The organism is Agromyces tropicus, assembly GCF_039531345.1.
Taxonomy (GTDB): domain Bacteria; phylum Actinomycetota; class Actinomycetes; order Actinomycetales; family Microbacteriaceae; genus Agromyces; species Agromyces tropicus.
Window position 1 is genome coordinate 985,213 of the sequence record NZ_BAAAPW010000002.1, and the last position, 13,571, is coordinate 998,783.

13 protein-coding genes are annotated in these 13,571 nt (G+C 74.3%); 7 read left to right on the plus strand and 6 right to left on the minus strand.

The window, feature by feature from the left end; all coding sequences use genetic code 11:
* Window positions 1-44 precede the first annotated feature (44 nt).
* Both ABD230_RS10465 and ABD230_RS10470 read left to right on the plus strand, forming a co-directional pair.
* Entirely contained in the window at window positions 45-767 is a 723-nt protein-coding gene (locus tag ABD230_RS10465) for a M23 family metallopeptidase (RefSeq protein WP_344372880.1), read from the plus strand.
* A 131-nt stretch (window positions 768-898) separates the two neighbouring features.
* The gene (locus ABD230_RS10470) at window positions 899-2,119 is read left to right on the plus strand and encodes a DUF2207 domain-containing protein (RefSeq protein ID WP_344372883.1); all 1,221 of its coding nucleotides are present in this window, start codon (window positions 899-901) and stop codon (window positions 2,117-2,119) included.
* Window positions 2,120-2,183: 64 nt separating this feature from the next.
* On the opposite strand, the gene ABD230_RS10475 is transcribed toward ABD230_RS10470, so the two are convergent.
* On the minus strand, window positions 2,184-3,383 hold the full coding sequence (locus ABD230_RS10475; RefSeq protein ID WP_344372886.1) for an amidohydrolase family protein: 1,200 nt from the start codon (window positions 3,381-3,383) through the stop codon (window positions 2,184-2,186).
* Window positions 3,384-3,528: 145 nt separating this feature from the next.
* Window positions 3,529-4,416, minus strand: a complete 888-nt coding sequence (locus ABD230_RS10480) for a GNAT family N-acetyltransferase (protein ID WP_344372889.1) — start codon at window positions 4,414-4,416, stop codon at window positions 3,529-3,531.
* Between the two features lie 175 nt (window positions 4,417-4,591).
* On the opposite strand from ABD230_RS10480, the gene ABD230_RS10485 reads away from it, so the two are divergent.
* Window positions 4,592-5,020, plus strand: coding sequence for an Hsp20/alpha crystallin family protein (locus ABD230_RS10485; protein WP_344372891.1), 429 nt, complete (start codon window positions 4,592-4,594; stop codon window positions 5,018-5,020).
* 249 nt (window positions 5,021-5,269) lie between these two features.
* Window positions 5,270-5,467 (plus strand): hypothetical protein, encoded by a 198-nt coding sequence (locus ABD230_RS10490; RefSeq protein ID WP_344372892.1) that lies wholly within the window; start codon window positions 5,270-5,272, stop codon window positions 5,465-5,467.
* 150 nt (window positions 5,468-5,617) lie between these two features.
* Here the strand turns inward: ABD230_RS10490 and ABD230_RS10495 are convergent, their stop codons facing one another.
* On the minus strand, window positions 5,618-7,930 hold the full coding sequence (locus tag ABD230_RS10495) for an immune inhibitor A domain-containing protein (protein ID WP_344372895.1): 2,313 nt from the start codon (window positions 7,928-7,930) through the stop codon (window positions 5,618-5,620).
* A gap of 219 nt (window positions 7,931-8,149) precedes the next feature.
* Window positions 8,150-9,025: an SDR family oxidoreductase gene (locus ABD230_RS10500; RefSeq protein ID WP_344372900.1), complete on the minus strand. Its 876-nt coding sequence runs from the start codon at window positions 9,023-9,025 to the stop codon at window positions 8,150-8,152.
* A 97-nt stretch (window positions 9,026-9,122) separates the two neighbouring features.
* Between ABD230_RS10500 and ABD230_RS10505 the strand changes: the two genes are divergently transcribed.
* The gene (locus ABD230_RS10505) at window positions 9,123-9,485 is read left to right on the plus strand and encodes a winged helix-turn-helix transcriptional regulator (protein WP_344372904.1); all 363 of its coding nucleotides are present in this window, start codon (window positions 9,123-9,125) and stop codon (window positions 9,483-9,485) included.
* A 208-nt stretch (window positions 9,486-9,693) separates the two neighbouring features.
* Entirely contained in the window at window positions 9,694-11,343 is a 1,650-nt protein-coding gene (locus ABD230_RS10510; RefSeq protein WP_344372907.1) for a helix-turn-helix transcriptional regulator, read from the plus strand.
* Window positions 11,344-11,350: 7 nt separating this feature from the next.
* Here the strand turns inward: ABD230_RS10510 and ABD230_RS10515 are convergent, their stop codons facing one another.
* Window positions 11,351-11,764, minus strand: a complete 414-nt coding sequence (locus ABD230_RS10515) for an ester cyclase (RefSeq protein ID WP_344372910.1) — start codon at window positions 11,762-11,764, stop codon at window positions 11,351-11,353.
* Between the two features lie 206 nt (window positions 11,765-11,970).
* Between ABD230_RS10515 and ABD230_RS10520 the strand changes: the two genes are divergently transcribed.
* The gene (locus ABD230_RS10520) at window positions 11,971-12,684 is read left to right on the plus strand and encodes a hemerythrin domain-containing protein (protein WP_344372914.1); all 714 of its coding nucleotides are present in this window, start codon (window positions 11,971-11,973) and stop codon (window positions 12,682-12,684) included.
* 56 nt (window positions 12,685-12,740) lie between these two features.
* Here ABD230_RS10520 and ABD230_RS10525 read toward each other — a convergent pair whose 3' ends face one another.
* Window positions 12,741-13,559, minus strand: coding sequence for an MOSC domain-containing protein (locus ABD230_RS10525; protein ID WP_344372919.1), 819 nt, complete (start codon window positions 13,557-13,559; stop codon window positions 12,741-12,743).
* Window positions 13,560-13,571: the final 12 nt, after the last annotated feature.

The window sequence follows — 13,571 nt, forward strand, 5'->3', positions numbered from 1 at the left end:
TTCGCGGCCGCATGGGGTCGCCGGGCACGGGTAGCCTCGCCGTGATGACGATCGCGCCGGAGGACGCCGTGGTGGTCGACTTCCCGCTCCGCGGCGAGGGGTGGCTGGCCGTCACCACGCCGGCCGCGCGCGTGCCGAGCCACGGGACCGACCTGCTCGGGCAGCGTTACGCGTACGACTTCGTCAGGGTCGACGCGCGGCCCGGGCGGCACGAGCACCCGGCGAGCGGATGGCGCGTGGCGATGGCCGGCGCGCCGACGCGCGAGTTCCACGCCTGGGGTGCGCCGATCCACGCGCCGTTCGACGGCGTGGTGGTCTCGGCGTCCGACGGCATGACCGAGCGTGAGCGCGTCGGCTCCGCGCTGCGCGAGGCGGCGCGCGCGGCGCGCAACGCCGCTGCCTTCACGCCCGCGCGGATTCCCGGGATCATGGGCAACCACGTGCTGCTCCGCGCCGAGCACCTGCGCACGCCGGCCGGCGGTGACGTGTTCGGCGGCATGGCGCACCTCGCGCCCGGCAGCGTCGCCGTCCGGCCCGGCGACCGCGTCCGCGCGGGCGACGTGCTCGGCCGCGTCGGGCACACCGGCAACTCGACGTCGCCGCACCTGCACATCCAGCTCATGGACTCGACCGACCTCATGTCGGCGCGCGGCATCCCGCTCGCGTTCCGGGGGTACGAGGTCGCCCGCGGCGGGGCGTGGACGCCCGTCGACGCCGGCATCCCGGCTCTCGGTGAGCGCCTCCGCTCCGCCTCGACGGCGGGGTGATCGACGCGCTGCCGACCGCCGCGGCATCCGCTCGGAGCGTGCCCCCATCGGGGGGATGCCGGAACGATCCGCCGGGGGAGTAGCTTGCGGCTCAGCGGCACGCATCGTCGCGCCGAGGCGGGAACGTGCTCATGGAACTCGCTGCGTCGTCCGGGGGCGATCTCGGGATCGCCCTCCTGCCGATCATCGCCATCGCGGCGGCACTCGTCGCCGCCGGCGCCGTCGGGTCGCTCATCGTGTCGTGGCTGACCCGTCCGCGCGACGACGTGGACCCGTCGACCACCGACCCGGAGGCGGTGGGCCTGCTCGCGGTCGGGTACGTCTCCGGTGCGGCGTCGAACCGATGGTTTCCCGCGGCCGTGGTGCAGCTGGCCACGACCGGCGCCATCACCTTCGAGGATCGTCGCCGGATCGACGGTGACGGGTCGCCTGGCGACATCCGGCTCGTCTACCGGTCCGACCTGCCGACGGCGCATTCGCGCGGGGCCGTCGACGACGCGGCGGACCTGCTGATCGCCGTGTTCTCGCCCGGCCTCAGCGGCGGGTCCGACGTGGTGGCGCACGGCGCGAGCGTCGCGGCCGACCGGGTCGTCCGGCGCAACGGCAACCTCGTGTGGATCACGCGTCGGCGCTTCGGCGAGGCGGCCGCCGTGTACCGGGAGCGCCGTCCGACCGGACGCTTCCGCGCCGCGCTCATCGGCGGGGTGCTCGCCATCGGGGCGGGCTGGCTCGCCGTGTTCCTCGGCGAGGGCGAGGTCGAGGCGCTCGGCTGGATCCCGATCGGGATCGGGATCGTAGCGCTCGTCGCGCGGGCGCTGATGCCGCGATGGATCCCGCTCAACGCCGCCGGGCTCGAGCTGCGCGAGCACGCGGCGCAGCGCCGCGAGCAGCTGGCGGCGACCGACGTGCGCGACCCGACGACCGCGGAGGCGCTGCTGCCGTGGGCCGTGCTGTTCGACCAGGCCGAGCTCGTCGCCCGCATCGCCGAGGTGCTCGGCGTCGGCGACGCAGCGCCGGCGTGGTACTCGAGCGCCGACGGCTACCGCGCCGACCGGGTGGCGTCGTGCCTGGCCGTCGCGGCCACCGCGCTCGTGCAGCCCATCACGGTCGGCGGCGGCTCGGACGACGGCCGGTTCGGCGTGCCGCTCACCGAGCAGTACTGGCAGGCGAACCTGCGGACCGGCTACTTCTGGGACAACTCCCGCTTCGGCGGTGCCTTCTCCGACGGCGGCGGCGGTGCCGGGGGCGGCTTCGACGGGTACGGCGGCGGGTTCGACGGCGGCTACGGCGGGTTCGACGGCGGAGGCGGCTTCGACGGCGGCGGTGGCGGCGACGGGGGCGGTGGGCAGTAGTCCGACGCGTGCGGCATCGGGCGGCCGGTGCCGCCTCGGGCCGGTCCGACTCCGGCCGGGCCGATCACGCGGTGACGAACGCCCGCCCGTAGAGTTCCTCGGCGTTCCGCCACGCGATGCCCTCGGCCACGCGGAGCGCCTCGGCCTCCGGCCAGCCGTGGTCGTCGACGTCGCCGCCGAGCACGCGCGCCGCGGCATCCCGCCAGAGCCTCGCGCCGAGCAGCACCCGCTCGGGAACGCCCCACGCGTCGGTCGAGAACAGCACGCGCCCGAACGGCGCGAGGTCGAGCGACTGCCGGACCACCGTCTCGGCGTTGGCGCCGAGGAACCCGACCGCGAGCCCGACGTCGAGGAACACGTGCGGGAAGACGTGGGCCAGCCAGCCCGCCTCTCGCACGTACGGGTACGAGTGCAGGAACGCGATGCGCCCGCCCGTGCCGGCGGTGGCCGCGACGAGCGGCTGCATGCGGGCGGGGTTCGCCTGCTCGAGCACGAGGTCGGCGTCGCCGAAGCCGGCGTGCACCTGCAGCACCGCGCCGCGCTCGAGCGCCCACCAGATGAGGTGCCGGATGATCGTCGGGTCGACGAGGCGGGGGTGAGCGGATGCCGCGGCGGCGCCGTCGCCGTGATCCCTCGGGCTGAGACGCCGACCTGCCCGCACTTCGGCGTGCCAGGCGACGGATGCCGCGAGCACGTCGCGTGCGGTCGGCCGCGCCGGGTCGAGCCCGAGCCCGCACCGGTGCGCCGCGACGGTCTTGTACCCGACCGCATCGACGGCTGCGGACTCGAGCGCCGTGCCGAGGCGCTCGACGAAGTCGACCCCCGAGTCGGCCTCGCTCATCGCGCGCTCGGCGATCGTCTCGAGCCGCGCGATGCGGAACGTCGGGGCGTCGGCGAGCCGCGACATCCGCTCGTCGGGCATGAGCAGGTCGGGCCGGAAGCCGTCGTCGACGAGGTACGCGCGGATGCCGGCGGCGCCGAGCAGCCGGCGTGCGACCTCATCGGCGCCGAGGGCGCGGCGCGCGGCGAGGTAGTCGTCGGGGTCGGCGAACGGGTCGAGGCCGAGGAGCGGCGCGCAGTGCCGGCGCAGGGCGAATCCCTGCTGGCTGTCGAACACGTCGGCGGCCGTCGGGCGGTCCGACTGCGTCAGGGCGGCGAGCACCTCGTCGTCAGAGGGATCGGGCAGCAGCCCGTGCACGTGGTGGTCGACGAGCGGCATCCGGTCGATCGCCGCCCCGAGCGGCTCGACGGTCTCCGCGCCCATGCCGCGATCCTCTCGCGATCGGACCGGGTCCGCCAGCGCGGTCCGGCCCGCCTCCGGGCCCGGTGCATGAGATTCCGGCCGATGGCCGCCCAGCCGGACCCATCGCGCGGAATCTCATGCTTTCCGACGGGAGCAGCCCGACGCCTCAGGCGAGCCGCTTCTCGAACCAGAAGTCGGCGTACGGCTCGCCGTTGAAGTCGGGGATCTCGTCGTAGCCGTGCGAGCGGTACATCGCGATCGCCTCGGTGAGCGAGCGGTTCGTGTCGAGCCGGACGACGCCGACGCCGAGCCGAGACGCGACGGCTTCGACCTCGCGGAGCAGCCGTCCGCCGAGCCCGAGTCCGCGCACGTCGCGCGACACCCAGAGCCGCTTGATCTCGGCGGGATCGTCGCCGTGCAGCTTGAGGCCGACGCAGCCGACGGCGGTGCCGTGCAGGAAGGCCACGAGGAAGGCGCCGTTCGGCGCGGTGAACTCGGGGTCGGTCGCCTGGCGCGTGCGGCCAGGGTCGAAGCCGACGTCGAACCGCTCGGCGAGCTCGGCGAAGTACGCCGCGATGCTCGTCCGCGCGGCGGGCTCGGCGGGGTCGACGATGCGGACCTCGACGGCCGACGCGGTCATGAGCCGCCGCACCTCGTCCATGGCGTCGAGCAGGCGCGTGCGCTGCCGTTCGGTGAGGGGGTCGAGGATGCCGCCGACCAGGTCGTCGGAGAGCCGGTCGAGCTCGCCGCACTCGGCCGTGCCGCGCTCGGTCAGGCTGACGACGCGCACGCGCGAGTCGTCGGGCGAGGGCTCGACGCGCACGAGCCCGTCGCCCTCGAGCGCGCGCAGCTGCCGGCTGAGGTAGCCCGAGTCGAGGTCGAGCCGGTCGCGCAGCTCGCGCAGTTCCGCGCCGCCGTCGCCGGACGAGCCGATCTCCCAGAGCAGCCGCGACTGGCCGAGCGGCCGCCCGCGGGCGAGGTAGCCGTCGTCGAGCGCCCCGATCCGCTCGGTGACGGTGCGGTTGAAGCTGCGCACGCGCGCGATCGCGTCCATATCTCTGACCTTAGTCAGGGATCGCATCCTGCGCCGCTTCGCCCTCGGCGAACAGCCCGCGAACGTGGTGATCCAACGCCGGACGACGCTGGCACTCTGATATCGAGAGTGCTAATCTGAACTCAACTTGAGTCAAGGTGACTCAACTCTAGAACTCCATCGAGAGGAGACGCTCATGGCCATGACCTGGGATCCGTTCCGCGACCTCGACCGCCTCGCGGCCAGCCTCGTCGACACGCGACAGGGCCCGCGGATGATGCCGATCGACCTGCACCGCGACGGCGACCACTACGTCCTGTCCGCCGACCTGCCCGGGGTCGACCCCGGCTCGATCGACATCGACGTCGACGGCCAACTGCTCACCATCCGCGCCGAGCGCACGCTGCGCAACGACGACGTGCAGTGGCTCGCGCACGAGCGGCCGAGCGGCTCGTTCCTGCGCCAGCTCACCGTCGGGGACGGCATCGACACCGCCGGCATCAGCGCGCACTACGACAACGGCGTGCTCAGCGTGATCATCCCCGTCTCCGAGCGCGCCAAGCCGCGCAAGGTGGAGGTGCGATCGAGCACCGAGGAGCCGAAGGAAGTCGCGAGCGGCAGCTGACCGGCCGGCCGGCGTCGCCGCGGGGGCGACGCCGGCCCCGGTTCCATGCGCGGACGGCGGTACGGGTGCACGGCGTCCGACCTGCCGTCCGCGCGTCCCTGGACCCCGTGCTCCCTAGGTACCTCAGGCCCGATCCGGGCATGCCGGATCGCCAAGATAGGGCACCCTCCCGATCCGGCGGACCCACCTCAGCGAGGAACCTGAGTGCAGGTGGTCAGCCACCGCCGGACGCACGAAGGGATCGGGATCATGGACCTCGCACACGGCTTCCTCGCACAGCAGATGACCGCGCACGACCAGCGCACCGCCGAGTTCGCCGCCGAGCGCCGCCTCGCGGTCGCCGAGCGCCGGCGCGCCGCACGCGCGACCGCCGCGGCACGCCGCGACTCGTTCGTCGCCGGGCTCCTCGCCCGACTGCACCCCGGGCAGGCGCGCGAGGCGCACTGAGCCTGCACCGGCCGCCGCGGCCGCACCGGCCGAGCGGCCGCCCCGGCAGCCCCGGCCGAGACCACGAGGCCGAGACGACGAAGACGGGCCCGCCCCCCAAGAGGGGACGGGCCCGTCGTGTCATCCGTGTCGGATGCGGTCGGCCTCAGCTCACGGGTTGACGACGTGGACCGTCATCGTGCCGCCCGTGGTCTGCGACGTCACCGTGACCTCGACGCCGTGGCCGGCGAGGATCACGCCGCCCAGCGGGTTCGACGAGTGGAAGAACGCGTTCGGGTCGGCGTCCGTGAACGTCGCCGTCTGCGTCGTCGTGCCGTCGGAGCCCACGGCGCCGACGTAGTCCACCGTCTGGTTCTTGCCCTTGCCGACGAGGACCTCCTTGTGCAGGGTGACCGCGTCGATCGTCTGCAGGCCGAAGGTGGCGTCGAACGGCTGGCGGCGGTTGCTCGGCGCCGAGCCGTCGGGGTAGGTGAACTTGGCCGGGTGCGAGTCGACCGGGAGCGCGAGGCCGTGGCCCTGGTGCTCGATGGTGTTGTTGTCGCCGTAGGCCTCGTCGATCGCCCACACGAGCATGCCGTCCTGGAACGGGAAGTGCTCGACGTGGTCGGGAGCCGTGTAGCCCGTGTCGAACTGGTACGGGCCGTGCTCGAGCGTGGCGTCGTAGTCGACGTAGGTGCGGTTCTCGACGAGGTAGTAGCGGTCGCCCTCGCTCGTCTCGGTGCCCGTGCTGCGCTTGAAGCCGCCCGCGGCCGTCCAGCCGTTGTCGCCCGACTCGACGTCGTCGGTGAGCAGGGTGGTGCCGCCGCTCTTGATGACGATGTCGTCGAGGAACGCGCCGGCGTAGTGCACGCCGCCGTCGGTCTGGTACCGGAAGCGGAACTGCACGTCGCTGCCACCCGGGATCGAGTAGCGCAGCGTCGACCAGCGGCCGTTCGACGAGCCGTCGAGCGGCTTGCCGACCTGCGTCCAGTTCGCGCCGCCGTCGGTCGAGTACTCGGCGTACAGGTAGTCGTAGCCGGCCTCGATGTCGTACCAGGCCTTCGCCGTGACGGTCGCCGAGCGCACCCCGGTGAGGTCGAGCGAGCGGGTCAGCGTGGTGTTGAGGTCGTCGGCGCTGCCGGTCCACCAGGCGTAGTCGCCCGAGTTCGGGGTCGTGTACTGGCTGGTGATGCCCGCGTCGGGCACGTCGATGACGAGCGCCTGCTCCTGGCCGTCGGCCTGCAGCGCGGCGGGGCTCAGGGTGAACTCGCCGGCGTCGCCGGCGCCCTCGTTCACGACCGCGTAGTCGAGCCAGCCGAGCTGGAGCTTCTCCCACGGGCCCATGTAGTCCGGCTTGGTGCCGATGTCGACCGTGCCGTCGCCGAGCCACGAGCCGCTGGACATGAGCGTCCAGAACGCGGTCGAGTTCTCGCCGCCGGCCGTGTCGTAGAAGTCGGGCAGGCCGAGGTCGTGGGCGAACTCGTGCGCGAAGACGCCCAGGCCGCCGTTCTCGGCCTCGACGGTGTAGTCGCCGATCCAGTAGCCGGTGTCGCCGATCTGCGCACCGCCGAACTTCACCTGGGTGCCGTCGACCGTCGGGCCGGTCTGGCCGAAGTCGGTCGAGTTGACGTACCAGCGGTGCGACCAGATGGCGTCCTCGCCCTGGGCTCCGCCGCCGGCGTCCTCGCCCTCGCCGGCGTGCACGGCCTGGAAGTGGTCGAGGTAGCCGTCGGGCTCGTTGAAGTCGCCGTCGTTGTCGTAGTCGTACCGGTCCCAGACGTCGAACGCGGCGAGCTCCGCCTCGATGTCGGCGTCGGACTTGCCCGCCGCCTTCTGCGCGTCGTACCAGGCGTTGCCGGAGTCCTCGATGAACTGCCAGGCCCCGCCGTAGTCCTCGACGCTGTTGTCGCCGTAGGTCGAGGCGTTGCCGGGCACCTGCACCCAGTCGCTCACCTCGCCGTCGACGGTGTAGTTGCCGGAGGACTGCTTCGTGTAGAAGTCGGCGAACGAGTCGCCCGGACCGAAGAAGAGGTCCTCGTAGTACCCCTGGTTGAAGTCCTCGCGCCAGTGCGTGCTGTTGTTGACCGTCCGGTCGGGCTCGGGGATCTCGTTGTGCAGCGGGCCGGGCTCGGTGCCGAGCTTGCCGCTGCCGGAGTCGCCGAACTCGGACAGGATCGTGAAGATCCGGCCGGTGCCCTGCACGGCGGCCTGGTAGTACTTGTCCTCCGCGAGCTGGACGGTGCCGTCCTCACCGGGCGTCGCCTGGCCCGACAGGATGAGCTCCTGCGCGGCCTTGCGGCGCTCGTCCTGGCGCTGCGTGAGCGGGCCGGGCCGGTTGTCGGGTCGCGCCTCGGCGGCGGTGGTCGAGCCGGTGGGGGAATCATTCGCGGGGGCGGCGATCGCGGCCGGTCCGAAGGCGGCTCCGGCGACCATCGTCGCGCTCGCTGCGGTCACAGCGAGCCATCCGCGCGTGCGTTGCTTCACGTGCTCTCCTTACAGGGGATTCGCCCGGAATTCACGGGCAAGTGAGAGGGACGCTAACACGTCCCCCGGACAGGGGGAAGGCCTCCGCTCCCTGTCGAGATTCCCTCACCTCCGACATCCCATTTCGCGCACGATCCCCGCGCACACGCGCCGATGTCGCACGAATCGAGCGTCCGAGCCGCCTCGGACGTCGATTCGTGCGACACCGCGAGCGGCGCGTCAGGCGGCCGCGCGGGCGCCCGGAGCGAGCTCGCGGAGGGCGTCCGCGAGCGGGGTCGTCGGTCGGCCGATGAGGCGCGCGAGCGTGCCGTCCGAGTCGGCCAGGTCGCCGCGCGCGATGCCGGCGTCGAGCGCGGCCACGAACCCGGCCGTGCCCTCGTCGAGGCCCGCGCCGACGAGGGACGCCACCCGCTCGGCGGGCGTCTGGTCGACGAACGCGACGTCGCGGTCGAGCACCTCGGATGCCGCGGCGGCGAGCTCCGCGAACGTCCACGGTTCGTCGCCGCCGAGCTCGTACACCTCGCCCACGTGCCCGTCCTCGAGGAGCACCACCGCGGCGGCCTCGGCGTAGTCGCGGCGCGGGGCGGAGGCGACCCGGCCCTCCCCAGTCGCAGCCGCGACGACGCCGGTCTCGGCGGCGAGCGCGACGTCCTGCGCGTAGTTCTCGGTGTACCAGTTGTTGCGGAGGATCACGGCGGGCACGCCCACCTCGGCGATGACCTCCTCCGTGCCCCGGTGCTCGGGGATCAGCACGAGCTCGCTGGTGTCGGCCTTCGGGCCGCTCGTGTAGGCGAGCTTGCCGACGCCGGCGGCCTTCGCCGCCTCGATCACGTTGCGGTGCTGTGCGACGCGCTCGCCGAACTCGGTGCCCGAGACGAGCAGCATCGCGTCGACGCCCGCGAGCGCGGGCGCGATGGTCTCGGGGCGGGTGTAGTCGAGCTCGACGGTGCGGATGCCGCGGGCGGCGAGGTCGGCGAGCTTCGACGTGTCGCGCGCGGCGGCGACCACGTCGGCGGGGGCGGCGCCGCGGTCGAGCAGCGCCTCGACGACGAGGCGGCCGAGGTGCCCGGAGGCGGCGGTGACGAGGATGGTCATGACGGGAGTCCCTTCCGTTTCGGTTCACCGAGGCCAACCCGCCCGACGGCCTTTGCCTTCCCTGTCGGCGGTACCCACTTTGAAGTAAGGTACGCACATGGTGGTAAGTCTTGCGCAGATCCGGGAGACCTCCGGCGAGGTCTTCATGGAGGGCTGCCCGACCCGCGTCGTGCTCGACCACATCATGAGCAAGTGGGGCGTGCTGGTGCTCCTCGCGCTCACCGACGGCACGCTCCGCTGGGGCGAGCTGCGCCGCGAGGTCCAGGGCATCAGCGAGAAGATGCTCGCCTCGACGCTCCGCACGCTCGAGGCCGACGGGCTCGTCGCCCGCACCAGCTACCCCGAGGTGCCGCCGCGCGTCGAGTACGCCCTCACCGACCTCGGTCGCGAGCTCATGGACCGGATGCTGCCGCTCGTCGAGTGGGTCGCCGGGCACGCGGACGCGATCGTCGAACGCTGAACGAGCTCGTCCGCGACGCCGCCCGCGTCGGCATCCGCCGGCCCGGCAGGGGGTCTCGCGGCGCCCGCGGCGTCCGTCGGACGCTTGCCGCCCGCCCCGTGACGTCGTAGCGTCGCGAACGGGGCGCCCTCGGCCGACGAACCGGACCGCGCGGACCGGCCAGGGCCGCCGCGGGTGCCGCCGGTCCGAGTCGAGGAGGCCGGGAGCCGTGGACGGCGACGAGGTCGACCGGCGGATGGCCGAGGCCGAGGCCGCCATCCGCGAGGCGCGCTGGGCGGACGCGCGCGACGCATTCGCCGAGGCGGTCGCCGCGCGGCCGAGCGCCGAAGCGCTCGACGGGCTCGGCCGCGCGCAGTGGTGGCTCGGCGAGACCGCCGAAGCGGTCGCGACGCGCACGCGCGCGTACGCCGCCTACCGGCGCGCTGGGCGGGACGCCGACGCCGCTCGCGTGGCGACGTGGCTCGCGATCGAGCATGCCGCGACACCGGGCCGGGAGGCCGTCGCCCGGGGCTGGCTCGGCCGGGCCGAGCGCCTCGCGGCCGACGGCGATCCGACGGCGGGCGGGTGGTCCGCCCTCGCGCGCAGCGCGCTGGAGACCGACCCCGTGCGGATCGCGGACGACGCCGACGCGGCGCTCGCCGCGGCCCGCGAGGGTCGTGACGCGGCGCTCGAGATCCGCGCGCTGGCGCGCTCGGGGCTCGGCCTCGTCCGGTCCGGCCGGTCGCACGCCGGGATCGAGCGGCTCGACGAGGCCATGGCGGCGGCGTCGGCGGAGGAGGCGGAGCGGCCCGAGGTGTTCGCCGAGACCTGCTGCGACATGGTGGCCGCGTGCGAGGAGACCCTCGACGGACGCCGGCTCGAGCAGTGGGGGCGGGTGGCCGAGCGGTTCCTCGACCTGCGCCCGCACCCGACGCTGCTCGGCTTCTGCGGGTCGTGCTGCGCCGGCATCCTCGCCGCACGCGGCGACACGGTCGGCGCCGAGCGCTGGCTGACCTGGACCATCGAACGGCTCGACTCGGCCGGGCACGCCGCGCGGTGCGTGGATCCGCGGGCTCGGCTCGCCGAGCTCCGGCTCGCGCAGGGACGGCTCGAGGAGGCCGAGCGGCTCGTCACCGGCATCGAGGCGCGTCCCGAGTCCGTGCGCGCCGTCGTCGGCATCCACCTCGCCCGCGGCGACTCGGGTGCGGCGTCGTCGGTCCTGCACCGCCGGCTCGCGAGGATCGGCGCGGACTCGCTCGCGGCCGTCCCGCTCCTCGAGCTGCTCGTGCCCGTGCAGCTCGGCCGCGGCGACCTCGCGGGTGCGGAGACGTCGGTCGAGCGCCTCGCCCGGCTCACGGCGGCGTCCGGCGACGAGGCGCAGCGTGCCCTCGCCGAGCTGGCGACCGGCCGTCTGCGGCTCGCGCAGGACGCGGCAGCCGACGCCGGACGGGAGCTCCGGTCGGCCGCCGAGCGCTACGACCGGGTGGGCATGCCGCTGGACGCGGCACGCGCGCGCGTGCTCCTCGCCGAGGCGCTCGCGCAGGCCGGCGATCCGGACGCCGCGGTGCCCGAGGCCCGGGCGGCCGCCGCGGTGCTCGACCGTGCGGGGCTCGTCGCCGAAGCGGATGCCGCGGACGCGGTCGCCCGATCGCTCGGCGGGCGGGGGCGCGTCGGGCCGAAGCGGGTCGGCACGCTCACGAAGCGCGAGCAGGAGGTCCTGCGCCTGGTCGCCGAGGGCCTCAGCAACGCCGAGATCGCCGACCGGCTGTTCATCAGCCCGGCGACGGCCGGGCACCACGTGAGCAACCTGCTCGCCAAGCTCGGCGTGCGGAGCCGGACCGAAGCCGCCGTGCAGGTCCACGGGCTCCGGTCCGGCTGACCGGAGGTCAGGCCGCCCCGGCGTGCTCGAACGCGCCGAGCTGGTTCAGCAGCCCGAACACGTCGGGGATCGACCAGGACTCGGCGATCGAGCCGCCCTCGACCCGGAAGATGTCGATCTCGTCCAGCTGGATGGCGCGCCCGGTCGGCGCCGTGCCGAGGAACTCGCCCCGGTGCGTCGCCGTGGCGTGGATGCGCGCGACGACCTTGTCGCCCTGGGTGATGAGGTCCTCGACGGCGACCTCGGCGTCGGGGAACGCCGTGAACCAGTACGCCCCCTCCTCGCGGACGCTGTCGCGACCGCGGCCCTGCGACGAGTTGTTGACGAAGTCCTCCGTCATGAGGCTCGCGGCGGCCTCGACGTCGTGCCGGCTCCACGCCTCGAAGAACCGTCGAACGACGTCCGTGCTCTCGGTGTCCATGATCTGCTCCTCCCGTCGGGTCGTCCGTTCCCTCCACGCTGTCACGTGGGCTGCCCCGGAGCATGGGGAGGATTCTCCATTCCGCACCGGACCGGCTGGACGCCCGGTGCCACCCGGACGCGGGGCATCGGGGGGCTTGCCCGCGGACGCCGCGCGGTCGTAGCGTCGCGCCCAGCAGCATCCGTCGCCGACGATCGGGGGATCACATGGCCGCGTCCGCACTGCCGCCGAGCGGCGAGCTTCCCGACGATCGCCCCGGCGCGGCCGCGACGACCTGCGACGCCCGCGGGATGATCGAGATCCACCGGATGTACCGCGCCGAGTTCGCCGAGGGGCCCGACCTCGTCGGGCGGGTGGCCGAGGGGGATGCCGCGCACGCGGACGTCGTCGGCGACCACCTCGCGCTGATCTCGGAGAGCCTGCACCACCACCACGAGTGGGAGGACGAGCACCTCTGGGACACGCTCGACGAGCGCGCGCCCGCGTGCGCGGGCCATGTCGAGCGGATGAAGGCGCAGCACGCGGCGATGCTCGTGCACCTGCGGGAGCTCGACGCGGCGCTGCCCGCCTTCCGGGCGGGGGGACGGTCGACGGATGCCGCGCCGGTGCTCGCCGCGCTGGCGGGTGTGAACGACGCCCTCGCCGTCCACCTCCCCGACGAGGAGGCCAACATCGTCCCGGTCATGGAGACGACCCTGACGCAGGCGGAGGTCGACGCGGCCGGCGAGCACGGCCGGAAGACGACGCCGAAGGGCAAGACCTGGCAGGCGCTCGGGGCGATCCTCGCCGCGCAGCCCGACGGGGGCGACGAGTGGCTGCACGAGCACATGCCCCTGCCGGGGCGGCTCGCGTGGCGGCTCATCGGCCGGCGCGACTACGCGGCGAACCGGGCGGCGCTCACGGGCGAGTCGCACGCCTGACCGCGGCGGTCCGCCCGCCTCAGTCCGCCGACCGCGGGGTCGGCCGGCCTCGACGGTCAGCCGACCTCGGCTTCGACGGCGTCGCCGACGGCGATGCGGTGCGGCCCCGCGCCGTCGAGCTCGGGCACGAGGCGGACGCCGAACCAGGTCGCGCCATCCCACTTGCGGTGCCGGGCGAGGGTCCGGATCGGCTCCTTGCCGCGCGCCAGGGTCGTCGGGTCGACCTGCGTCATCACGCAGCGGTCGCAGACCTCGGTCATGCGGAAGCGCACGCCGCCGAGGCGCACGTGCGTCCAGCGGTCCTCGCCGAACGGCTCGTCGCCGTCGACGACCACGTTGGGACGGAACCGCAGGATGTCGAGCGGCGGGACGTCGTCGGGCGTCCAGGCGTCGAGTTGCGCGAGCGACGCCTCGCTCGCGAGCAGCAGCGGGCCGGCGTCGGCGAGCGTGAGTCCCTCCCCGGGACGCCCGCCGTGCTCGGGGTTGACCGGGCGCGCGAGCGGATCGGGCTGCCAGACGAGCCGCAGCGGGGCGCGCATCCGCGCGCTCAGCCAGTCGTCGGCCTCGTCGCCCGCGGGGAGCGCCTCGCGCTGTCGCGAGTGCCCGACGGGGACCGGCGGGGCCCCGACGGGCGGGTCGACGCGGAGCGACTCGGCGTCGCCGGGCGCGGCGAGCAGCAGACCGCCGTCGGCGAGCGGCTCGGCGGTCAGCGAGAGCAGGGCGTTGCGCTCGCGCGCCGTCACGGGGCTGCCGTCGGCGTCGACGACCCCCCAGCGGCGGTCGCCCTCGAGCCCCCACGGCCGCACGATCGCCGAGCCCACGTCGCGCCCGGCGAACGACTTCACGGGGTACACGCGGAGCCGGGTCACCTGCATCCCGCCACGCTA

Coding starts and splice junctions, on each gene's coding strand:
- ABD230_RS10465 (WP_344372880.1), top strand. CDS start 45: ATGACGATCGCGCCGGAGGACGCCGTGGTGGTCGACTTCCCGCTCCGC.
- ABD230_RS10470 (WP_344372883.1), top strand. CDS start 899: ATGGAACTCGCTGCGTCGTCCGGGGGCGATCTCGGGATCGCCCTCCTG.
- ABD230_RS10475 (WP_344372886.1), bottom strand. CDS start 3,383: ATGGGCGCGGAGACCGTCGAGCCGCTCGGGGCGGCGATCGACCGGATG.
- ABD230_RS10480 (WP_344372889.1), bottom strand. CDS start 4,416: ATGGACGCGATCGCGCGCGTGCGCAGCTTCAACCGCACCGTCACCGAG.
- ABD230_RS10485 (WP_344372891.1), top strand. CDS start 4,592: ATGGCCATGACCTGGGATCCGTTCCGCGACCTCGACCGCCTCGCGGCC.
- ABD230_RS10490 (WP_344372892.1), top strand. CDS start 5,270: ATGGACCTCGCACACGGCTTCCTCGCACAGCAGATGACCGCGCACGAC.
- ABD230_RS10500 (WP_344372900.1), bottom strand. CDS start 9,025: ATGACCATCCTCGTCACCGCCGCCTCCGGGCACCTCGGCCGCCTCGTC.
- ABD230_RS10505 (WP_344372904.1), top strand. CDS start 9,123: ATGGTGGTAAGTCTTGCGCAGATCCGGGAGACCTCCGGCGAGGTCTTC.
- ABD230_RS10515 (WP_344372910.1), bottom strand. CDS start 11,764: ATGGACACCGAGAGCACGGACGTCGTTCGACGGTTCTTCGAGGCGTGG.
- ABD230_RS10520 (WP_344372914.1), top strand. CDS start 11,971: ATGGCCGCGTCCGCACTGCCGCCGAGCGGCGAGCTTCCCGACGATCGC.
- ABD230_RS10525 (WP_344372919.1), bottom strand. CDS start 13,559: ATGCAGGTGACCCGGCTCCGCGTGTACCCCGTGAAGTCGTTCGCCGGG.